This window comes from Streptomyces sp. SM10 (genome assembly GCF_002910915.1).
Taxonomy (GTDB): domain Bacteria; phylum Actinomycetota; class Actinomycetes; order Streptomycetales; family Streptomycetaceae; genus Streptomyces.
On the sequence record NZ_NEUF01000127.1, the window covers coordinates 9,323 to 30,595 of the forward strand.

Sequence of the window (21,273 nt, forward strand, 5' to 3'; positions counted from 1 at the left end):
CCCACCCCCGGACCGGCCCCGTCCCGCTCAGGTCCAGAGCGTGGCGATGAAGATGTTGGCGACGGTCAGCCCGCCGACCGCGGCGAACGCCCCCTTGCCGGCCTTCTCGTCGTCCCGCTTCACGTAGACGAGCGCCAGGATCACGATCAGGACCAGCAGCTTGACGCCGATCTTGATGTTGTTCACGCTCTGGTCGTCGGCCTGGTCGAGCCCGACCAGGGCGACACCCGTGACGAGCATGGTGAGCGCGCCGTGCAGCATGGCGGGGACGAAGCGGGCCGCGCCCGCCCCCATGGCCTTCATCTGGGTCAGGAAGCCGCCCAGCAGGGAGGCGATACCGATGATGTGCAGGGCCACGAAGACATTGATGAGTACGTCCATGGCCGCAGCCTAACCACGGCCATATCACCACTCTTCGGCAAGGTACGACTTACTGATGAGTTCATCCCGAGCCTGAGCGAATTGCCGGAGTCCGGTTGATTTTTCCGGTCATCTTCGAGAAACGAAACAGCACATGAGGGCAATACATGTCATTACGCCTCTTCCCTGTGTGCCGGGTTTAGCGTCCTCCCAGGTGACCGGCTCTGCACCGCCGCCCCCGTACCGGGCGGCGTGCCGGTCACCCCGCCAGGAATCCGGCGGCGGGCCACTCCCCCCTGTGGTGGCCCGCCACCGGACCCCGGCGGGCCCGCCGGTACCCCCCGACGGGCAGTCGAACGGAAGGACGCACCACCCCCGTGGCCGCCGATCGAAAAGCCGCTCACCGCAAGCCCAAGCAGCGCCTGTTCACCGGGCCTGCTGCCCGCACCGCAGCGACTCTCGCCCTCGCCGGGGCCGCGACCGCCACCGCCCTCGAAGGCGCGGCCCAGGCGGATCCCCAGCTCACCCCGGCCCAGGTCGGGGCCAAGGTCGACCGGCTGTACCACGACGCCGAGGCCGCCACCGAGAAGTACAACGGCGCGAAGGAGAAGGCCGCCGCCTCCGAGAAGTCCCTCGACGCACTGCGCGACGAGGCAGCCCGCAGGACCGAGCGGCTCAACACCGCGCGCGACGCCCTCGGCGCGTACGCCACCGCCCAGTACCGCAGCGCCGGCATCGACCCCGCCGTCCGGCTGGCCCTGTCCTCGGACCCCGACCAGTATCTGGAGCGCGCCTCCTACGAGGACCGGGCGGGCGACCGGCAGGCGGGTGCGATCAACGGCGTACGCCGGCAGATCGGCGACATCGCCCAGCTGCGCGCCCGGGCCGAGGACGAGCTCGCGGTGCTCGCCTCCCGACGGGCCGACCTGAAGAAGCACAAGGACGAGGTCCGCACCAAGCTCGCCGACGCCCGGAAGCTGCTGGCCACCCTCACCGCCGAGCAGCGCGCCGGCTACGAGCGCTCCGCCGACGCCGCGCACGGCGGCACCGCCACCCGCGCCGACCGGAGCGCCCCGCGCGGGTCGGTCGCCGCTCCCAACGCCCGCGCCGCGCAGGCCGTCGACTTCGCGTACGGGGCGCTCGGCAAGCCGTACGTCTGGGGCGCCACCGGGCCCGCCTCCTTCGACTGCTCCGGCCTCACCCAGGCCGCCTGGCGGGACGCAGGTGTGTCCCTGCCCCGCACGACGTACACCCAGATCAACGCCGGACAGCGCGTCTCGCGCTCCGAACTCGCCCCCGGGGACCTGGTGTTCTTCTACCCCGGCGTCACCCATGTCGGGCTCTACATCGGCGGCGGCCAGATGATCCACGCCCCCCGCCCGGGCGCACCCGTACGTATCGCGCCGATCTCCGAAATGCCCTTCGCGGGGGCCACCCGTGTCGCATAGGCTCCCGGCCTCATGGACACAGCCATCCAGAACTACGTGCGTACGCTCACCCTCCGATCCCCGGACCACTACCGGGTGGGCCCGTTCACGGTGCGCCACAATCCGGGCTGGGAACTGAAGTTCGCCAACTACGCCATCCCCGACCAGGGCGCCGAACCCACGGAACGGGACATCGCCGGTCTGGTCGAGGCGTTCCGTGAGCACGACCGGCTGCCACGGCTGGAGTTCCTGCCGGCCTGGGCACCCGCCGTCGAACCGGCTCTGCTGGCAGCAGGGTTCACCGAGGAGAGCCGCGCCCCGGTGATGGCCTGCGCCGTCGACGGGCTCCTCGCGCCGAAGCCGGTCGACGGCCTCCGTATCGCCGAGCCGGTCACCACCGACGAGTTCGCCTCCGCCGCCGCCGTCCAGCACACCGGGTTCGGCGGCGAGGGCGGCCCCGACGACGGTGAGATCGCCTGGCTGCGGGGCGCGACCGCGGACGGCGGCGTCTCGGCCCTGGCCACCATGGGCGGACTGCCCGCCGGAGCGGGCGGATGCTCCGCGCCGGCCGACGGGATCGGCGAACTGGCGGGCCTGGCCGTGGCCGACGCGTTCCGCCGACGGGGGGTGGGCGCGGCCCTCTCCGCCTGGCTGACCCGCACCGCCTTCGAGCGCGGCTTCCGCACCGTGTGGCTGGAGCCCGGCGGCCCCGACGTCGAGCGGATCTACGCGAGCATCGGCTACCGCAGGACGGGCGAGAAGCTCAACATCTCGCTCGATCCCGCCTGAGCGCGCCCGCGGCTCAGACCAACCGCCGAGCCGTCGCCCACCGGGTCAGCTCGTGCCGGTTGGAGAGCTGGAGCTTGCGCAGCACGGCCGAGACGTGCGACTCGACGGTCTTCACCGAGATGAAGAGCTGCTTGGCGATCTCCTTGTACGCGTATCCCCGGGCGATCAGCCGCAGCACCTCGCGCTCGCGCTGCGTCAGCCGGTCCAGGTCCTCGTCGACCGGCGGCGCGTCCGTCGAGGCGAACGCGTCGAGGACGAACCCGGCCAGCCGGGGCGAGAACACCGCGTCGCCGTCCTGTACCCGGAAGACGGAGTCGACCAGGTCGGCGCCGGTGATGGTCTTGGTGACATAGCCCCGGGCGCCGCCGCGGATGACCCCGATGACGTCCTCGGCGGCGTCCGAGACCGACAGGGCCAGGAAGCGCACCGGGTTCTCGACCGCGCCCATCATCGGGGCGCAGCGCCGCAGCACCTCGACGCCGCCGCCTCCCGGGAGGTGGACATCCAGCAGAACGACCTCGGGGCGGGTCGCGGTGATCACGGTGACCGCCTGGTCGACGTCGGCGGCCTCGCCGACCACCTCGACCCCGGTCTCCTCGGTGCGGCCGATCTCGGCCTGCACCCCGGTGCGGAACATCCGGTGGTCGTCGACGAGCACGACCCGTACCCGGCGCTCCGGGCCTCCGGTCGCTTCGGTGTTCTCGGTCATTCGCTCGCCCTCTCCATCTCCAGCTCGACTTCCGTGCCCCCGCCGGGCACCGAACGCAGCCGCGCCGTACCGCCGTTGCGCTGCATCCGGCCGATGATCGATTCTCGTACGCCCATCCTGTCGCCCGGGACGGAATCCAGGTCGAACCCCGGGCCCCGGTCCCGCACGGAGACGAAGACCGTGCGGCCCTCGACCTCCGCGAACACCTGGACGGCACCGCCCTCGCCACCGTACTTGGCGGCGTTGACCATCGCCTCGCGTGCGGCCTGCATCTGTGCCGCCACCTTCTCGTCGAGCGGGCAGTCCCCGACGACGACGACCTCCAGCGGGACGCCGTGCTTGTCCTCGACCTCGGCGGCGGCACGCTTGACCGCCTCGGCGAGGCTCGACGGTTCCTCGGCCTCGTCCTTCCCGGTGCCCTCGGGGTTGTACAGCCAGTTGCGCAGCTCGCGTTCCTGCGCACGGGCGAGCCTGCGGACCTCGCCGCCGTCGTCCGCGTTGCGCTGGATCAGCGTGAGCGTGTGGAGGACGGAGTCGTGGACGTGGGCGGCGACCTCGGCACGCTCCTGGGCGCGGATACGCATCAGGCGTTCCTCGGACAGGTCCTGCGTCATCCGCACCAGGTAGGGGCCCGCGAGGAGCGCGATGCCGGTGAGCACGGCGATGGCGGCGGTCAGCGCGGTGCCCAGCTGGGCCGCCGATCCCCGGACCACCATGAAGGCGGCGAGGCCGAGGCCGACGAGTGCGACGCCGGCCAGCCCGCGGGCCAGGTGCAGGACACGGCGGCGGCCGCCGACCTCCATCCACCGGGCGCGCCGGGCGTTGTCGGCCTGGCGCCACACGAGGACGGAACCGGCGCCGATCAGCAGCGCCGGCCAGACGTAGCGGTCCGCCTTGCTGCCCATGTCGACGTTGCCGACGAAGGACACGGCACCGACGAGCAGGGCGACCAGGGCGAAGACCTGGCCCTTGTCGGGCTTGCGCAGTCTGCGACGGCCGTCCGGGGCGGTCTCGAAGAGGGACCGGTTCTCCACCCCGCCGACCCCGCCGACACCGAGCGGTACGACGATCCAGAACACCGCGTAGAGCAGGGCACCCAGGCCGTCCGCGAAGAACAGCCCGAGGAAGACGAACCGGACCCACACGACGGGCAGCCCCAGATGCCCGGCGAGCCCGCGCGCGACACCGCCGAGCATCCGTCCGTCGGCGCTGCGGTACAGCTTCCGCGGCGCCGGCTCCTCCGGATCCGGGGCGTGGGAGCTCGGCGCTCGGGTCGTGGCTGCTGGCATGGACCGATCGTCACACGTTCCGGCGGGTCGTGGCATCAGGGTCTGCCCGGACTCGACCCTGAGGGCCGAGAGCCGAGGGCCCCGGGCGAGGGCCCCGGGCGTGTCAGGGGCGCAAAATCAGGGACGGGCCAGGGTCGCCGCGGGCCCCATGAGGGCGTACGTGCCGTCACCATGGAGCCATGACCGTTCCCCAGGACGCCTCCCCCGGCGTCGCCCCACCCCCCGAACCGGCACCGCGGCTGCAGCGCAGCAAGCGGCAGAAGGTGGTGGCCGGGGTCTGCGGCGGGCTCGGCCGGTACTGCGACGTGGACCCGGTGATCTTCCGGATCGTGCTCGGTGTCCTCGCGGTGACGGGCGGCATCGGCCTGATCTTCTACGGCTTCGCGTGGCTTCTGCTCCCCGTGGACGGCGAGGACGAGAACGAGGCGCGCCGGCTGCTCTCGGGCCGGGTCGAGGGCGCCTCCCTGATCGCCCTGCTGCTGGCCCTGGTGGGCTGCGGGCTGCTGCTGTCGATGCTGCACAACGGCGGGATGCTCGCCTTCGCCGCGATGCTGTCGCTGACCGTCGTCGGCTTCTCCGTCTGGACCCAGCACCGCAGGGCGGGCTTCCCGGAGGAGGCGCCGGGCACCGCGCCGCACGTCCCCGGAGGTACGCCGCACACCACCGGCCACGGCGCGCCGCCCGAGGTGAAGGCGCCGCCCACGGCGGTCGGCCCGTCCTGGTGGCGGGACCCGATCGTCAAGGACGGCACGACCGGTCCCATGAGCACCGGCTATCTCTGGGGACCGGCGAGCGCGGCGTCCCAGGCGGCGGAGCCCGGCCGGAGCGAGGCGGCGGCGAACGCCCCGCACCGACGCCCCCCGCGCGTGCCGGGCACCCGGGGCCCGCGCTCGATCGGCGGCCTCGTCTTCCTCCTCGCCCTGGTCGCGGGAGGTCTGGGCACGGGGCTGAGCTGGGATGCCCATCCGCTGGGGACAAGCCTGCAGACCGGGCTCGCCGCCGCACTCGGGGTGTTCGGCCTCGGTCTGCTGATCGCCTCCGTCCTCGGCAGGACCGGCTTCGGCACGATCGTGCTGGCCGTGATCACAGCGGGGCTCCTGGCGGGCGCCTCCGTGGTCCCGCAGGACATCGGCACCGACTGGGTACGTGAGGAATGGCGGCCGGCCTCGGCCACAGCGGTCGAGCCCCTGTACAAGCTGGGCCTGGGAGACGCGAAACTCGACCTGTCCCGGGTCAGCCTCCCGAAGGGCGGGACCCTGAGCACCCGCGTCGAGGTCGGCGCAGGCCGCGCGGTCGTCGTCGTCCCTGCCGGGGTGACGGTGAAGGTGGACGCGGAGGCGGGCCTGGGCGACGTCCGGTTGCCGTCCGACCTGCGCAAGGACGTGGACATCGCCCCCGACCGCCACACCCGCCGGACCATCGTCCCCACCGGGGACGCACCGCCCGCCGGCACGATCGAACTGGGCATGGGAATCGGCGTCGGACAACTGGAGGTAACCCGTGCTGCGTCATGAGATCAGGCCGGGCCGCGCGGTGGCGGGCCTGGTCATGCTGACCCTGGCGGGAGGATACGCGGCGGACGCGGCCGGGACCTGGAACGCCCCGTGGACGTTCTACGCCCCCGTGCTCCTCGGCGGCCTGTGGCTCGCGGCCACGGTGACCTGGGTGAACTACAGGGTGCGGCGCCGGCGTACGGCGACGAGGTCGTCGGCGGAGAACACGGCGGAGCCGGGGCCCTCGGGCGCCGGCTGACCGCCACGGGGGTGCCCCCTCAGATCCGCCCGGGCCGCCGGCTCCCCCGCAGGGCGTCCACCGACCAATACGGCGCACCGGCCAGCAGCAGTGGCAGCCAGGCCATGAGGTAGACCAGGTCATTGCCGTAGTAGTACGGCGTCGCCTGCCAGCTGACGGTCAGCCACAGGCTCAGCGAGATCAGCGCGCCTCCGAGGGCGGCGAGGCGCGCCCACAGACCGGCGAGGGTGCCGAGGCCGACGAGGAGCTCGCCGATCGCGATGGCGTGACCGAACCCTTCGGGGCTCTTCAGCGCCAGGTCGACGAGGCCGGGGATCGCCGCGCTGTCACGTACGCCGTTCATCATCTCGCCGATGGAGCCCGGGCCGCTCGCCGACAGGAAGGCGCTGTCGGTCAGCTTGTCGAGCCCCGCGTAGACGAAGGTGACGCCGAGGAAGATCCGCAGGGGCAGCAGCGCGTACCGCCCCGCCCTGTCCCTGAGACTCCTCGGCTCGTCCAGCCCGTAGGAACCGCCCCTGTACCCGTGCATCACTGCCCCGCTCTCGGTTGGCCCTTCGAGAGACCATACGTACGCCGGTTCGGTGCCGCTCACCAGGTGCACGGCTCGGAGCGCGGCGCGGTTCAGTCCGTGACGTCGATGAGGCAGGAGTTCGTCTCCACGCCCGCCGCCGTGACGACCTGTACCTCCACGGCGCCGGGTTCGACCTCGACCGGTACGGGCACGGTGAGCACGGTGTCCGACGGGTTGGCGAAGCCGCCGGTGACCGGGATCAGGGGGACGTGTACATGCACGCGTCCGATCCGGACGACCACCCGTGCCAGCCGGTCGGGGCTGCCGGCGCCGGGCGGGACGAATCCCGCACCACGGATCTCGATGTCGTCGCCGGTACGGATCGGGGCGTCCAGGTCCCCGGCCTCCCTGGCCCTGACGACCGAGAGGACGACGGGACGCCCGCCCTCCGCGTACTTCCCGGCGAAGTACGTCGCCGCGGAGACGCCCACCAGGACCGCCAGGCCCCACGGCAGGTCAGGCAACTGCTCGGGCCGACGGGCCAGACGGACCGCGGCGAACAGCACGGCCACGGCGCTGACCAGTACGTACTGCACGTCGGTGAAGCTGCCGCGCCCGGAGTCGTCGGTCAGCAGGTCGGCGGCCCGCGGGCGGTCGGCGCGCAGCTTCTGCAGCCGCTGGGCCAGGACGCGTACGGTCACCACCCGGCGTACGACGACGGCGACGGCGCACACCAGCGCGAGCACGGTCAGCACGCCGGCCGAGCGCATCAGGTCGAGGCCCTCGATCAGGGAATCCCGGTCGGCGTGGTCGGACGCTCCGGCCAGTTGCAGGGCGAGGACGAGTACGGCGAAGGCGGCCAGCAGCACCCAGGAGGCCGCGACGGTGCGCGAGGTGGAGAGCCGGTTGTCCTCGCCGATCAGTGGGGCGAGGAGACCACCCCGGGCCCGGTGAACGCGGGCGGCGCCGGTCAGCAGGCCCGCGGTGACGAGTGCCGCGATCAGGCCCGCCGTACGGGCGGTGGACCAGCCGGCGCCGATGGCGGTGACGGCCTCGCCGACGACCAGGAGGGCGACGCCGCCCCAGACCACGGCCAGGGTGCGCTGCCAGAGGGTGTGGAGCCAGGCGTCACCGGCCTCGCGGCTCCGCTCGGCGACGGCGCGGGCCGACTCGGTCAGCTCGTCCGACACCCACTGGCGGGAGGCGGACACGGACTGGGCGACCCCGGCGGGCAGGCCTTGGCCCGCGGCGAGTTCGTCCCGTTTGGCGAGGAAGGCCGCCACCGCGCGCCGGTGTCCTCGGTGTGCCCCGTGCGGGCAGTCGCCGCACGTACAGCCACCGCCGTGCGCGCTTTTCGCCCTCGCCTCGTCCAACGCCACGGAGAACGCCGCCCTTTCCCGCCCTGTGGAACCAACTCGTCTGTGATTTCTGCGAATTGTGCCGTACGGAGTGGGCTCGCCCCACATCGGGGCGGGCCGTGGGCGCGTGTCGTGGAAATGTGCGATTCTCAGGCGCCGAGCACGAGGTGGGCGAGGCCGAGCGTGCCGCGGTGTCCCCCGTGGTACCCGGTGCGGCGGGCGTCGACGGCTTCCGTCACCCCGTCGTGCAGAGGGTGTCCGGGGTGGGCCGGTGCCCAGCGTTCGCCGCGCCCGATGTCGGTGGATACGACGCTGCCGCCGCTCAGACGAATGAGCGACGGCAGCGGCGTTGACCCGGAGGTCACGGAGGTGGGGTCACTCCCACTCGATCGTCCCCGGCGGCTTGCTCGTCACGTCGAGGACCACGCGGTTGACGTCGGCGACCTCGTTGGTGATGCGGGTGGAGATCTTCGCCAGCGTCTCGTACGGCAGGCGCGACCAGTCGGCCGTCATGGCGTCCTCGGAGGAGACCGGGCGCAGCACGATCGGGTGGCCGTAGGTGCGACCGTCGCCCTGGACACCGACGCTGCGGACGTCCGCGAGCAGGACCACGGGGCACTGCCAGATGTCGCGGTCCAGGCCGGCCGCGGTCAGCTCCTCGCGGGCGATGGCGTCGGCCTCGCGCAGCAGGTCGAGCCGCTCCTTGGTGACGTCGCCGACGATACGGATACCGAGGCCGGGGCCCGGGAACGGCTGGCGCTGGACGATCTCCTCGGGCAGGCCGAGCTCCTGGCCGACCATCCGGACCTCGTCCTTGAACAGCTGGCGCAGCGGCTCGACGAGCTGGAACTCGATGTCGTCGGGGAGTCCGCCCACGTTGTGGTGGGACTTGATGTTGGCCGTGCCGGTGCCGCCGCCGGACTCGACGACGTCCGGGTAGAGGGTGCCCTGGACGAGGAAGGCGACCTCGGGGCCGTCCTCCTGGAGGATCTCCAGCTGGGCCTGCTCGAAGACGCGGATGAACTCGCGACCGATGATCTTCCGCTTCTGCTCCGGGTCGGACACACCGGCCAGGGCGTCGAGGAAGCGCTTCTCCGCGTCGACGACCTTCAGCTTGGCGCCGGTCGCGGCGACGAAGTCCTTCTCGACCTGCTCGGTCTCGCCCTTGCGCATCAGACCGTGGTCGACGTACACGCAGGTGAGCTGCGAGCCGATGGCCTTCTGCACGAGGGCCGCGGCGACCGCGGAGTCCACACCGCCGGAGAGGCCGCAGATGGCGCGCTTGTCGCCGACCTGCTCGCGGATCAGGGCGATCTGCTCCTCGACGACGTTGGTGGTCGTCCAGGTCGGCTCGATGCCCGCGCCCCGGTAGAGGAAGTGCTCCAGGACCTGCTGGCCGAAGGTCGAGTGCATGACCTCCGGGTGGTACTGGACGCCGTAGAGCTTCTTCTCGTCGTTCTCGAAGGCCGCGACCGGCACGACGTCCGTGGACGCGGTGACGGTGAAGCCCTCGGGGGCGGCGGAGCAGGCGTCGCCGTGCGACATCCAGACCGACTGCTCGGTGGGCGTGCCCTCGAAGAGGGTGGAGCCCGCCTTGGACACGGCGAGGGAGGTGCGGCCGTACTCGCGCGCGCCGTTGTCGTCGACCGTGCCGCCGAGAGTGGTGGCCATCAGCTGGAAGCCGTAGCACATGCCGAAGACCGGGACCCCGGCCTCGAACAGCGCGCGGTCCAGGCTGGGCGCGCCCTCCGCGTACACCGACGACGGGCCGCCGGAGAGGATGATCGCCCGCGGGTTCTTCGCCAGCATCTCGGCCACGGGCATCGTGGACGGGACGATCTCGCTGTAGACCCGGGCCTCACGGACGCGGCGGGCGATGAGCTGGGCGTACTGGGCGCCGAAGTCGACAACCAGGACGACGTCGGTCGTGGTGTCGGGGGCGGCGGGGGGTGCTGCTGGCACGGGGCGGCCTTCCGGCGGTGGAGAGGGGGTCGGTCCTCCCAATTCTACCGGCCGTGGAACGGCGCCCCGCCGGGCTCCCGTCTCACCATCCGGGCCCGGCGTGGTCCCGGCCGGGGACGGGGTCCATACTGGGCCCATGCGTCAGCACACGATCTTCGTCTTTACCTATGGCACCCGGTCCGCCGGCTGCCATGGTCGTGCTGCTTGAGCAACTGACGAGCACTTCTCCAAGGCGCCCCGGACCGACAGGTCCGGGGCGTTCTGGCGTTCCGGGCCAGGTGGTTCCGGGGGCCGCGAGCCCACCGGGAGTCACAGATGACCAGCACCAGCACCGCACCCACGAGGACGGCCGCCGAGCGGACCGGAGCACACACCGACGAGGCCGCGTCCCTGATCGGCGACGCCCGGTCGCGCATCGACGCCCTGGACGACCGGATCATCGGTCTCGTCCAGGAACGGATGGCCGTCTCGGCGGTCATCCAGGAGGCCAGGATCACGTCGGGCGGCCGCCGGGTGAACCTCTCCCGGGAGATGGACGTCCTCAGCCACTACAGCGAGGCCCTGGGCAAGCCGGGCACGGCACTCGCCATGACGCTGTTGGAGCTGTGCCGCGGCCGGGTGTGACCTAAGGGAAGGCTGTACGGCCGCACCCGCGTTCGGTCCCGGTCTCACCCGTACGGCGCGTGACCGGGGCCCGGACGGCCTCGTTGGTCCAGGTGTCCGTGCCATCCAGGGGCGGCATCGGTGGGAATCCACGCGTGGCTCCGCCGGATCGTGTGACGTGCCGCAGGCACGTCGTGGGACCACGGCCCGGCGCGTGTGACCGGTCCGCAGGGGACAGCAGCCCGGTCACTCCTGTGCGGCCGGTCCCGGGGACGCTCGGGACCGGCCGCCTTCGGACCGTCGTGACGGCGGTCCGGGACGACGGCGTCAGCCCTGCCGGGCGCGGCGCCGTGTCGTCACGTACAGCGTGCCGCCGACGGCCAGCGCGACCGCCGCGGCCGCGGAGGACATCAGCGCGACCGAGCCGGTGGAGGCGAGGCCGCCGTCCGTGTCCGGCGACGCGGAGCCGGACGTACCGGTGGTTCCGGCAGAGCCCGAGTCCGATCCGGACGAGGTGCCCGCGGTGCCGGCCGTCCCGGAGCCCGCGGTGTCACCGCCGGTGGAGCCCCCGGATGCGCCCCCCGTCGTGGCGCCGCCCGACGTGCCGCCCGTGTCACCGGATCCGGTGCCGTCGTCGTTGAGCACCAGCTTCGCCGTGTTGTTCGCCGGCTTCACGTCGAAGGGCAGCTCGGGGTCCTGCAGCCAGGTGTTGCGGATCCGGACGGCGCCGGAGGCGTTCGGGACCACCTTGGTGATCTTCAGGTCGAACGGCCACGTGCGCTCCGACCCGTCGCGCACGGTCATCCGTGTGTCGCAGACGTAGCGCGGGGCGGCGTTCTGGTTCTCGCGGTACTTGCCGTCGGCCGTGACGCCCCGGCAGGCGTCCGGCTTGCCGGTGACCTCGGCGCCCTCGGGGACGGTGAAGTCGAGGGTGGCGACGGGCTCACCGGAGCGGATGTAGCCGATCCAGGCGGGTCCGTCGTTGCGGAAGCCGATGCCGGCCGTGACGGTGTCGCCCACGGCGCCTTCGGCCTTGCCGCCCACCGCCACGAAGTCCGCGGTGTTCTCGGTGCGGAAGTCGGCCTCCTGCTGGTTGTTCCAGGGGTCGAGGTCCGCGCTCCTGGCGGAGGACGTGACCTTCTCCAGGGTCAGCCGGGGGCCGGTGCCGCGGGTGAAGGACGCGCCCGCTCGCTGCGCGGAGCGCTCCGCCCCGCTGTCCTCGTTGATGCGGTAGATGAAGGTGTCGTAGAACGCCCGCTCGGTGGCCTCGACGGAGAGCGGCACCCCCAGCGTGTAGGTGGCGCCCGGCTCGTAGGAGCCCTCGACGAAGCACAGGGTGGTGGCCCAGGCGTAGCTGTCGAACGGGTCGTCGCCGGCCTCGCCGTTGTACTCGCAGTTGGCGTACTGCTCGGGGATCTCCAGCCCTCGGGAGTACCTCAGGGTCAGCAGGACGCCGTCGGCGGCCGTGGTGCCCTGGTTGGTGAAGGTGATCGGTGCCGGCTGTGTGTCGCCGGGCTTGAGCTCCTGGTCGAAGGGGAGCTGCTGCATGACCAGGTCGGGCCCGCCGACGGTCACCTTCGTGGAGAACGGCGTGAAGGTGGCTCCGTCCGCCGATCCCGTCACCTCGATCGTGCCGGAGGCCCCGTCCTTGCTGCCCTTGGCCGCGGCGAGGTCGAAGTCGGCGATGGAGCTGAGTCCGGCGTAGACGCCCCAGTCGTGGCAGACGGCCGTGGCTCCGGTGATCTCGCAGTCGGAGCCGGTGTCCTCGGGCGGGAGGACCTGGGCGATGCCCTCGATGCCGCTGAAGTCGAGGGTGTAGGTCACCTCGCCCTCCCAGCCCGTGCTCTCCTCGTCCGGATCCGGGTTGTGGACGGTCAGTCCGAGCGAGGACCTCTGCGGGGCCCCGGACGCCGGGTAGGGGTGCAGGGCCGTCTCGGCGGGCCCGCCCAGGGTGAAGACGGGGTCCCCGGCCTGGGCCGGGGTGGCGACGGCGAGTGAGCCGGCGGCGAGCAGCCCGGCGGCGGCCAGGCTGCCTGCCGTGCGGCGCAGGGCTGTTCTCGGGGACATGCGTGACATCGCGAACCTCTGGGCATCGGCGGAGCTGTGTGACTGCTGTGACTGCTGTGACTCGGTACGGGTTCGACCGCGCAGTGGCCTGAACGGTTGCGCCGGGCAAGATCACGAATTGACTACACAAGGGACCGCTGTGACCGGTGTGGCGAGCACCACATAAAGATTCTGTGAAACGGGGGACAACCGTTACCGGTCTTCACAGGTCATGCATGGCGAACACACCGGCTCGTTCCGTACCCCACAACGGCGGCCCGTTCGCCCTTTTCCTTTCGCCGTACCGCGGTCCACGCGGTACCACGGACTTGCTGAGGCCCCAGATGAAGCTTCGCCGCACCCTGGCAGTCGCTGCCGCCACCGCCGTCATAGGCCCGGTCGTCCTGCTCTCGGCACCGGCCGCGTTCGCGGACCCCGAGACCACGACGACCGAGACCACCTCTCCGGCGCCGACCGAGACGGCGAGCGAGACGGCGTCCCCGGCCGCGCCCCCGGAGAACACCGAGTCGGCCACTCCGTCCGAGACACCGGAGGCGACGCAGCCGTCCGAGGGCACCACACCGGAGACGGCCTCCCCGACCCCGACCGCCACCGAGTCGGAGACCGCGTCCGCGACGCCGACGCCGACCGCCTCCGAGACCGAGGACGAGGACGAGGACGAGTCCACCCCGACGTGCGAGCCGGGTCCGCTCGATCTCTCCATCAACGGCCTCGCCGGGAAGATCGTCCGGGGCAGCGGCTGGGACCGGTTCACCTTCAACATCTACAACGGCTCCGAGAAGACCGTGAAGAACGTGGCGTTCTTCGCGGGCGCCGCCGCCGACAAGGCGGGCGAGCAGCTCTTCACCTCCAAGCAGGTCCGTCTCCAGGCGCTCAACGAGGCCGACGGCACCTGGGAGGACCTGGACGAGCTGGGCACCTCGTCCGGTTACGTCGGCGAGACCGACTCGATCAAGCCCGGCTACGAGGTCGACATCTCCCTGCGCCTCAAGGTGGAGGCGAGCGCGCCCGTGGGTGCCGGCTTCAGCCTCGGCGGCGGGCTCGTCTTCGGCGAGGAGACCGAGGCCACGCCGTGCTTCACGGACGTCGCCTACAAGTTCCAGATCGTCAAGGCCGGTGACGAGGACGGCACGAAGCCCCAGGAGGGCGGCAGCATCCCCGTGCCTTCGGAGAAGCCGGCCGGCGACACCAACAAGGTCACCGGCAGCCTCGCCGAGACCGGTTCGTCCTCCAGCACCCCGGTGTTCGCCCTCGCGGGCGGCGTTGCCGTGGTCCTGGGCGCCGGCGCGATGTTCCTCGTGCGTCGCCGCAACAACGGTGACGCCGCCGCGTAAGGCGCGTCACCGGTAGGTACGTGGAGGGGCTGCACTCGGAGGGGGGTGCAGCCCCTTCGCGTTCCCGGGGTCAGGCGTCCGACGCCGCCTTCTTCGGCGGCACCGCCGGAATTCCCAGGAACGGCAGCTTCAGCGCGCCGAACGCCTCCTTCGGCACCGCCGGCGACGTCGGCTCGACCGCGGCGAGCCGCTCGTACTCCGCGTCCTGCGCCGGACGCGGGTCCTTCTCGCCCTTGTTGGGCCAGAAGGACATGGCGCGCTCCGCCTGCGCCGTGATCGTCAGGGACGGGTTGACGCCGAGGTTCGCGGAGACCGCGGAGCCGTCGACCACGGAGATGCCGGGGTGCCCGTACAGCCGGTGGTACGGATCGATGACACCGTCCTCGGCGCTCGCCCCGATCGGGCAGCCGCCGAGGAAGTGGGCGGTGAGCGGGGTGCCCATGAGCTCCCCGATGTTCGACCCCGCGAAGCCGTTGATCTCCTGGGCGAGCAGCGTCGCGCCCTGGGTGGCCTCGGCGATCTGCGTCGGGTTGGGCGTGCCGTGGCCCTGACGGGCGGTGAGCAGACCCTTGCCGAGGCCGCCGGGCTTGCGGTACGCCGTCAGCGAGTTGTCCAGCGACTGCATGACGAGACCGATGATGGTCCGCTCCGACCAGCGCCGGTTGGAGAGGGAACGCATCATGAGCAGGGGGTGCCTGGCCGCGTTGCCGAACCAGCTCAGCACCCGGTGGGTGCTGTAGGGCACCTGGAGGATGGTGAGCCCGCCCATCGCGTTGGACCCCTTGCCGTAGCGGACCGGCTCGATGTGGGTGTTCTCGTCGGGGTGGATGGACGAGGTGATGGCGACGCCCCGGGTGAAGTCGGCCTTGGCGGTGCCGTGCTTCTTGCGGTACCTGCGGTCGCTGGTCTGCGCGCCGACCAGGCCCTCGGAGTTGGTGCGGGTCAGCTCGCCGAGCCGGTTCGACAGCCGGGGCAGCAGCCCCTCGTCCTTCATCGTGTGCAGCAGGGTCTGGGTGCCGTACGTCCCCGCCGCGACGACCACCTGCCGGGCCCGCAGGGTGGAGGGCTTCGCCCTGCGGCGGCGGTCGGTCGGCACGGTCGACACCCGGTAGCCGCCGTCCGGGTCGTCGGTGACCCCGACCACGGACGTCATCGGGTGGATGACGGCCCCTGTCTTCTCCGCGAGGTACAGGTAGTTCTCGTTGAGGGTGTTCTTGGCTCCGTGACGGCAGCCCGTCATGCACTCGCCGCACTCGGAGCAGGCCGTGCGGGAGGGTCCGGCACCGCCGAAGTAGGGGTCGGCGACCTCTCCGCCGGGCTTCGCGTCCGCCGTGCCGTCGGCGTCCTTCCCGTCGCCGAAGAAGACACCGACCGGGGCGAGGTGGAAGGTGTCCCCGACGCCCATGGTCTCGGCGACGGCCTTGAGGTGGACGTCCGCCGGGGTCATGGTCGGGTTGAGCCGCACCCCGAGCATCCGCTTCGCCTGGTCGTAGTACGGGTCCAGCTCGGCCTTCCAGTCGGTGATGCCGGACCACTGCCGGTCCTCGAAGAAGGGCGCGGGCGGCACGTACAGCGTGTTGGCGTAGTTGAGGGAGCCCCCGCCGACGCCGGCGCCCGCCAGCACCATCACCTTGCCCAGCAGATGCACCCGCTGGATGCCGAACAGGCCGAACGCCGGGGCCCACAGGTAGTTCTTGATGTCCCAGGAGTTCTTGGGGAGGGTCGCCCGCGTGAAGCGGCGGCCCGCCTCCAGGACGCCGACCCGGTATCCCTTCTCGCTCAGCCGCAGGGCCGACACCGCGCCGCCGAAGCCCGAACCGACGACGAGGACGTCGTAGTCGTACGCGTCGTCGTCCGCCGCCTGAGCGGCCGGGGCGGCCTGATTCTGGGCAGGGCTGTCCTGGGACATGACTCTCCTCGGTACGGAAAGGGCAGGTGAGGGGTGAGGGGGATCAGCGCAGCCGGAAGGCCTTCATCGCCTTGAGGCTGCGGCTCATGAAGGCCGCGTACTTCTCGTCGTCCAGCCCGAAGGCCGGGGCGAGGGGCATCAGCCGCTGCTGGGCGACCGTCTGGGCCTCGGTGTACTTCAGGATGCCCTCGGAGCCGTGCCGCCGGCCGAGACCGGAGTCCTTCATGCCGCCCATGGGCGACTGGACACTGCCGTACGCCGGTGCGTAGCCCTCGTTGATGTTGACGGTGCCCGCCCGCAGCCGGGCGGCGATCCGGTGGCCGCGCCGGGAGTCCTTGGTCCAGACGCTGGCGTTGAGGCCGTAGGGGGTGGCGTTGGCGAGGGTCACCGCCTCGTCCTCGTCGGTGAAGCGGTAGAGGGAGACGACCGGGCCGAAGGTCTCCTGGGTGCAGACGGCCATCGGCTCCTGCACGTGGTCGAGGATGGTGGGCTCGTAGAAGAGCGGGCCGATGTCGGGACGCGCGACGCCGCCCGCGACGAGCGTGGCACCCTTCTCCACGGCCTCCGCGACATGCCGGCTGACGGTCTCCAGCTGGCGCTCGCCGACGAGCGAGCCCATCTCGGCCCCGTACGAGAGGGAGTTGCCGAGCCGCATCGCCTTCGTACGGGCGGCGAAGCGCTCCACGAAGGCGTCCGCGACGGACGCGTGGACGTACAGCCGCTCGATGGAGATGCAGAGCTGGCCGGCCGAGGAGAAGCAGGCACGGACAGCGCCCTCGGCCGCCTTCTCGATGTCGGCGTCCGCCAGGACCAGCATGGGGTTCTTGCCGCCGAGCTCCAGCGACACCCCGACCAGCCGCGCCGCCGCGCGCTGGGCGACGTCGCGGCCCGTGGCGGTCGAGCCGGTGAAGGAGACGTAGTCGGCGTGGGCTACCACCTCGGGGCCGACGACGGGGCCCTCCCCGATGACGACCTGGAACACCTCGGCGGGCAGCCCGGCCTCGATCAGCAGGTCACGGGCCCAGAGCGCGGTCAGCGCGGTCTCCGTGTCGGGCTTCATCACGACGGCGTTGCCGGAGACGAAGGCGGGAAGCGCGTCGCCGACGGAGAGTTCGAGCGGGTAGTTCCAGGGGGCGATCTGGCCGACGACGCCGCGCGGCTGGCGCAGTTCGGTGACCTTGGTCAGGGTGGGAACGACCCCGGTGTGACGCTTCGGCCTGAGGTAGGCGGCGGCCCTGCGCCCGTAGTGCCGGGCCGACACGGCGACGGCCAGCACCTCCTCGTGGGCGTGCAGCCGGGCCTTTCCGGTCTCCAGCTGGATGAGGTCGAGGACCTCGGACTGGCGCTGCAGGATCAGGTCGTGGAAGCGCAGGAGCACCGCCGCCCTGGCCCGGACCGGGGTCGCGGCCCAGGCGGGCTGGGCGGCACGGGCCCGGTCGAAGGCGGTCCGGACGTCCTCGGGGGTGGACTCGGGAAGGTCCGCCAGCTTCTCCCCGGTGAAGGGGGTGTGGTTGAGCGTGGCGCCGGAGCCCACGACGCCACGGGTCAGCTGGGCGATCACCTCGGGTGTGACCACGTCGGCGGCGGTGCGCGCGCCCGCCGGGGCGACGGCCACCGGATTGGTGCCGACGCGGCTGCCGGAGGCGGCGGAGGTGGTCGAGGAAGCCTGCGAGTCCGTCATGAGGGCGAGAGTATGTCCACCCGCCCACTTTGGGTACCCGTGGGTAACAGGTTTTCACAGACCCCGCCGGAGACCCCTGCCGCACCCGACCATGTAGCCAGTGATCACTGGCTGCATAACCGCTGATCAGGGGCGATCTGCCGCCGCTCCCGGGATCGGGCGTCAGGAATCGTGAATGTTCGGCCGCCCGGCCGCCCGGGTGGCGACGTCCTCCCCGGCCGTCGCCGCCTGATCGGCCGGGGTGTCGCCGCCGGACCGGCCGGGGTGTCGCCGCCGGACGCCTCAGCCCTGCTGCTCCGGCGGTTCCCAGCCGCGCAGCACGGTCTCGAAGAGCTGCCGTGTCTCCGCCCGGTCCTCCGCGGGGCCGGTCATGTAGAACGCGTACTCGGGCCCGTTCGTCTCCGCGAAGTACATCTGGTCGATGCCGTAGCGCGGGCCCGGATGGTCCTGGGACTCGGTCCAGGTGAACTCCCAGCGGGAGCCGGGGCGGTCGCGGAAGACGTTCTTCTCCAGCGTCAGACGCCCGTACTCCGGCAGGCGCCTGGCCAGGTCCTTCTCGATGCTCTGCATGTGCGCGTACGAGGTGCCGAAGTCGGGCTGCGGATCGAGGCTTATCCGCAGGCTGTGCGTCCCGCCGTCGGGGGTGTACTCGATCTGTTCGCCGTCCGTCCGCCGCTGCCAGCCCTCCGGGAGGAGGAGACCGAAGCCCTCGGGGGCGGTGACCTTCCTCCAGCCGTCGGGTATCTCCTTCGAGGCGGGCTCGTCCTCGGCGGGCGGCTTCCCGTCGCCCCCGTCGTTCCCGGGGGACGCGGAGCCGGCGGGGGCCTGGCCCTGGGTGCTCTCCCCCGGGCCGGGGGACGTACTCCCGCCGCCCCCGGTATTCCTGATGACCAGGCCCACCGCCCCGCCGATCAGCGCGGCCACCGCGAGGATCACCAGGACGGTGCGCCAGTGGCCCCCGCCGCGCCGGGTGACGGGCTCGGCGGTGTACGGGAGCGCGGGCTGCGGGTCCGGCGGACGGGAGAGCCGGGCGGTGGAGTCCTCACCGGCGGCGAGAGCGCGCAGCTCCTCCTCGGAGACCCGCTGCGTCGGCACGTGCGCCTGCGCGGCACGGGGCTTGCGCCCCTCCATCGCGTCCAGGAGCATCCGCTCCGTCTCCTCGGCCGTAGGACGGTCCGCGGGGTCCTTGCGCAGCAGGGCGGTGATCACGGGTGCCAGCGCGCCGCCGCGCAGCGGCGGGAGCGGTTCCTCCGCGACCACGGCCTGCATGGTGGAGATGGGGGACGTCCGTCGGAAGGGCGAACTGCCCTCGACCGCCGCGTAGAGCGTGGCGCCCAGCGACCAGAGGTCGGAGGCGGGGCCCGGGTCGCCGCCGCGCACCCGCTCGGGTGCCAGATAGTCGATGGACCCCACCAGTTCACCGGTCCTGGTGATGGTGGCGTCGCCCTCGATCGCGGCGATCCCGAAGTCCGTCAGCAGGACCTGCCCGTCGCGGGCCAGCAGGACGTTGGCCGGTTTCACGTCCCGGTGCAGGACTCCGGCACCGTGGGCGGCCCGCAGGGCGCTCAGCACATGGAGCCCGATCCTGGCGGCCTCGCGCGGGTCGACCTCGCCGGACTCCTTCACCGCGTCGGCGAGCGAGGGCCCGTCGACGTACTGCATGACGATCCAGGGCCGGTTGTCGTACTCGATGACGTCGTGGACGGTGACGACTCCCGGGTGCGTGATCCGGGCCGCCGCGCGCGCCTCCTTCTGCGTGCGGGCATGCAGCACGGCACGGTCCGCCTCGGCGACGTACAGTCCGGCCGTCAGCTCCTTGACGGCCACGGTCCGGTGGAGCACCTCGTCCTGGGCGCGCCAGACCTTGCCCATGCCGCCGCGCCCCAGAACGTCACCCAGCCGGTACCGCCCGGCCAGTACGATCCCCGCATTCGTGCCCTGCGCGTGTTCCACGTGTGTCCTCGCCCCGTTCCTTGGGACGACAGGGTACGGACGGGAGGCGGTGTCACGGAACCTCGCACCGCCCACGAGACCGCACTGTGATGCTTGTCGCGTGCCGCTGTCGCCCAGTCAGGAGACCACGCGGTACGAGGAGATGACCTGCTCGTAGATCTCGGAGACCTTGTCCCGCTCGTTCTCCGGACCGATGACCTGGACGATGTGGTACCTGCCGTCCACGATCATCGCCAGGTTACGGACGTACACCTGACGGCCGCCGCTCTCCTGCCAGGTGAACTGCCCCTCGGCCATGGCCTGCCGGCCGACGTCGACCCGGCGCAGACCGGTGGACGTGGCCCAGCTCGACTCGCGGAAGGGCTTCAGCTCGGGCTCCGCGGTGCGCTGGTAGTCCAGCGGATCACTGCCGTTGGCCTTGACCGTGTCACGCCCGGGGACGATCAGCACGCTGAACCCGTCGCTGCCGTACCGGATCTGACGGTCCGCGTTGGCGGGGCTGCGCTGCCAGTCGCCCGGCACGCCGATCTCGAAGCCTTCGGCGTCCTTGCGCAGCTTGTAGCCCGGCGCGAGCGCGACGGCGGAGCGACTGGTCTGCGGCTTCTGCGAACCGGAGGACGCCGAGGGTTCGGACGTACCGGAGGACGCCGTGGCCCCGGCCGACGGGCTGTTCCCGGGCTCCGGTCCGGCCGGGGCGACGGAGTCCGAAGGCGCCGCGCCCGTGCCCGATCCCCGCTCGGGCATGAACAGCATCGCGTAGGCGACGGCGGCGGCCATCACCAGCAGGATCAGCACCAGCAGCAGCCTTCCGAGCCGCCGGGGCGCCCGACCGCCGGGCTGCGGCTCGCGGAGCACCCTGGGCCCCTTGGGTTCGCGGGGTGCGCGCGCCGGCTTCTCGGGGGCCGGCGGCTCCTCGAACGTCCGGGGCTGCTCGTACGCCTGCTGCCTCTCGCGGCGCCCCGGCTTTCCCTGGCGGTGCCGGCCGTGCGCCGCTCCCCGGCCGCGGCGGCGGCGCACCAGCTCGCCCCGGCGGCGTACGACCGGCAGGCGGGTGGCGTCGGCGGGCGGCAGCGTGACGATGTCGGTGCCGGCCTCGGGCTCGGGCGCCGAGCGCACGAGGGAGCGCAGCCAGCCCCGCAGCTCCTCGAAGTCGGGCCGCTCCGTGGGGTCCTGACGCAGCAGCGATTCGACGACGGGCCTCAGCGGCCCGCACTCCTCCGCGAAGGCCGGCGGTTCACCGCAGACCATCTGGACGAGCTCGGAGGCGTTCTCCTCCGGATACGGGGCGTGGCCCTGCACGGCGCGGTAGAGCAGCGCGCCGAGCGCCCACAGGTCGGTGGAGGGGCCGATGGGCGGGGCGAGCTGCCAGTTGTCGTGGACCGGGCCTGCCTGCTCGGGCGCCCACCGCTCGGTGACGGCGCCGACGACGGCGATGCGGGCCTGCCGGGCGCGTTCGGCGGCGAGCGGGGTGGCCGGGCCCCGGTAGGCGGGGGCGTCGCCTCTTCCCGCGACGACCTCGTCCCACCCTCCTGCGGGCCCCCGCGCGGCGGGCAGCCGGTCCGGGCGCCC

Annotated in this window: 17 protein-coding genes and 1 pseudogene; 6 read left to right on the forward strand and 12 right to left on the reverse strand. The window is 72.3% G+C overall.

Translation table 11 applies throughout. The features are described 5' to 3' along the window. Window positions 1-27: 27 nt before the first annotated feature. Window positions 28-381: a hypothetical protein gene (locus B9S57_RS20150; protein WP_103516955.1), complete on the reverse strand. Its 354-nt coding sequence runs from the start codon at window positions 379-381 to the stop codon at window positions 28-30. 356 nt (window positions 382-737) lie between these two features. On the opposite strand from B9S57_RS20150, the gene B9S57_RS20155 reads away from it, so the two are divergent. Further along, window positions 738-1,808 (forward strand): C40 family peptidase, encoded by a 1,071-nt coding sequence (locus B9S57_RS20155; protein WP_103516956.1) that lies wholly within the window; start codon window positions 738-740, stop codon window positions 1,806-1,808. Between the two features lie 12 nt (window positions 1,809-1,820). After that, on the forward strand, window positions 1,821-2,576 hold the full coding sequence (locus B9S57_RS20160) for a GNAT family N-acetyltransferase (RefSeq protein WP_103516957.1): 756 nt from the start codon (window positions 1,821-1,823) through the stop codon (window positions 2,574-2,576). Between the two features lie 13 nt (window positions 2,577-2,589). Here the strand turns inward: B9S57_RS20160 and B9S57_RS20165 are convergent, their stop codons facing one another. Continuing rightward, a complete protein-coding gene (locus B9S57_RS20165; protein WP_103516958.1) occupies window positions 2,590-3,285 on the reverse strand; it encodes a response regulator transcription factor in 696 nt (231 codons plus the stop codon). Next, complete coding sequence (locus B9S57_RS20170; RefSeq protein WP_103516959.1) at window positions 3,282-4,574, reverse strand: ATP-binding protein; 1,293 nt, start codon at window positions 4,572-4,574, stop codon at window positions 3,282-3,284. The genes B9S57_RS20165 and B9S57_RS20170 overlap by 4 nt, the downstream gene beginning before the upstream one ends. Before the next feature lie 179 nt (window positions 4,575-4,753). Between B9S57_RS20170 and B9S57_RS20175 the strand changes: the two genes are divergently transcribed. Together B9S57_RS20175 and B9S57_RS20180 are read left to right on the forward strand one after the other, a co-directional pair. Then, window positions 4,754-6,088, forward strand: coding sequence for a PspC domain-containing protein (locus B9S57_RS20175; RefSeq protein ID WP_103516960.1), 1,335 nt, complete (start codon window positions 4,754-4,756; stop codon window positions 6,086-6,088). Continuing rightward, on the forward strand, window positions 6,075-6,326 hold the full coding sequence (locus tag B9S57_RS20180; RefSeq protein ID WP_103516961.1) for a hypothetical protein: 252 nt from the start codon (window positions 6,075-6,077) through the stop codon (window positions 6,324-6,326). The genes B9S57_RS20175 and B9S57_RS20180 overlap by 14 nt, the downstream gene beginning before the upstream one ends. Window positions 6,327-6,345: 19 nt before the next feature. On the opposite strand, the gene B9S57_RS20185 is transcribed toward B9S57_RS20180, so the two are convergent. The 4 genes from B9S57_RS20185 to guaA form a co-directional block, all read right to left on the reverse strand. After that, window positions 6,346-6,855 (reverse strand): DoxX family protein, encoded by a 510-nt coding sequence (locus tag B9S57_RS20185; protein WP_103516962.1) that lies wholly within the window; start codon window positions 6,853-6,855, stop codon window positions 6,346-6,348. 92 nt (window positions 6,856-6,947) lie between these two features. After that, window positions 6,948-8,216, reverse strand: a complete 1,269-nt coding sequence (locus tag B9S57_RS20190) for a hypothetical protein (RefSeq protein ID WP_103516963.1) — start codon at window positions 8,214-8,216, stop codon at window positions 6,948-6,950. 128 nt (window positions 8,217-8,344) lie between these two features. Beyond that, window positions 8,345-8,560: a hypothetical protein gene (locus tag B9S57_RS20195; protein WP_374935969.1), complete on the reverse strand. Its 216-nt coding sequence runs from the start codon at window positions 8,558-8,560 to the stop codon at window positions 8,345-8,347. Window positions 8,561-8,570: 10 nt separating this feature from the next. Next, window positions 8,571-10,157 (reverse strand): glutamine-hydrolyzing GMP synthase, encoded by a 1,587-nt coding sequence (gene guaA, locus B9S57_RS20200; RefSeq protein WP_103516964.1) that lies wholly within the window; start codon window positions 10,155-10,157, stop codon window positions 8,571-8,573. Between the two features lie 315 nt (window positions 10,158-10,472). On the opposite strand from guaA, the gene B9S57_RS20205 reads away from it, so the two are divergent. Then, on the forward strand, window positions 10,473-10,781 hold the full coding sequence (locus tag B9S57_RS20205; RefSeq protein ID WP_103516965.1) for a chorismate mutase: 309 nt from the start codon (window positions 10,473-10,475) through the stop codon (window positions 10,779-10,781). A gap of 306 nt (window positions 10,782-11,087) precedes the next feature. Here B9S57_RS20205 and B9S57_RS20210 read toward each other — a convergent pair whose 3' ends face one another. Further along, window positions 11,088-12,836, reverse strand: coding sequence for a peptidase (locus B9S57_RS20210; RefSeq protein WP_103516966.1), 1,749 nt, complete (start codon window positions 12,834-12,836; stop codon window positions 11,088-11,090). A 314-nt stretch (window positions 12,837-13,150) separates the two neighbouring features. On the opposite strand from B9S57_RS20210, the gene B9S57_RS20215 reads away from it, so the two are divergent. After that, complete coding sequence (locus tag B9S57_RS20215; protein ID WP_103516967.1) at window positions 13,151-14,161, forward strand: LAETG motif-containing sortase-dependent surface protein; 1,011 nt, start codon at window positions 13,151-13,153, stop codon at window positions 14,159-14,161. Between the two features lie 70 nt (window positions 14,162-14,231). Here the strand turns inward: B9S57_RS20215 and B9S57_RS20220 are convergent, their stop codons facing one another. The 4 genes and pseudogenes from B9S57_RS20220 to B9S57_RS20235 all read right to left on the reverse strand — a co-directional run. Further along, window positions 14,232-16,070, reverse strand: a complete 1,839-nt coding sequence (locus tag B9S57_RS20220; RefSeq protein WP_103516968.1) for a GMC oxidoreductase — start codon at window positions 16,068-16,070, stop codon at window positions 14,232-14,234. 43 nt (window positions 16,071-16,113) lie between these two features. Continuing rightward, window positions 16,114-17,751 carry a succinic semialdehyde dehydrogenase gene (locus B9S57_RS20225; RefSeq protein WP_103516969.1) on the reverse strand — a complete coding sequence of 546 codons (1,638 nt, stop codon included), beginning with the start codon at window positions 17,749-17,751 and terminating at the stop codon, window positions 16,114-16,116. Window positions 17,752-18,033: 282 nt separating this feature from the next. Continuing rightward, window positions 18,034-19,704 carry a serine/threonine-protein kinase gene (locus B9S57_RS20230; RefSeq protein WP_103516970.1) on the reverse strand — a complete coding sequence of 557 codons (1,671 nt, stop codon included), beginning with the start codon at window positions 19,702-19,704 and terminating at the stop codon, window positions 18,034-18,036. A gap of 117 nt (window positions 19,705-19,821) precedes the next feature. Further along, window positions 19,822-21,273 (reverse strand): annotated as a pseudogene (locus B9S57_RS20235) (serine/threonine protein kinase); the annotation flags it as partial.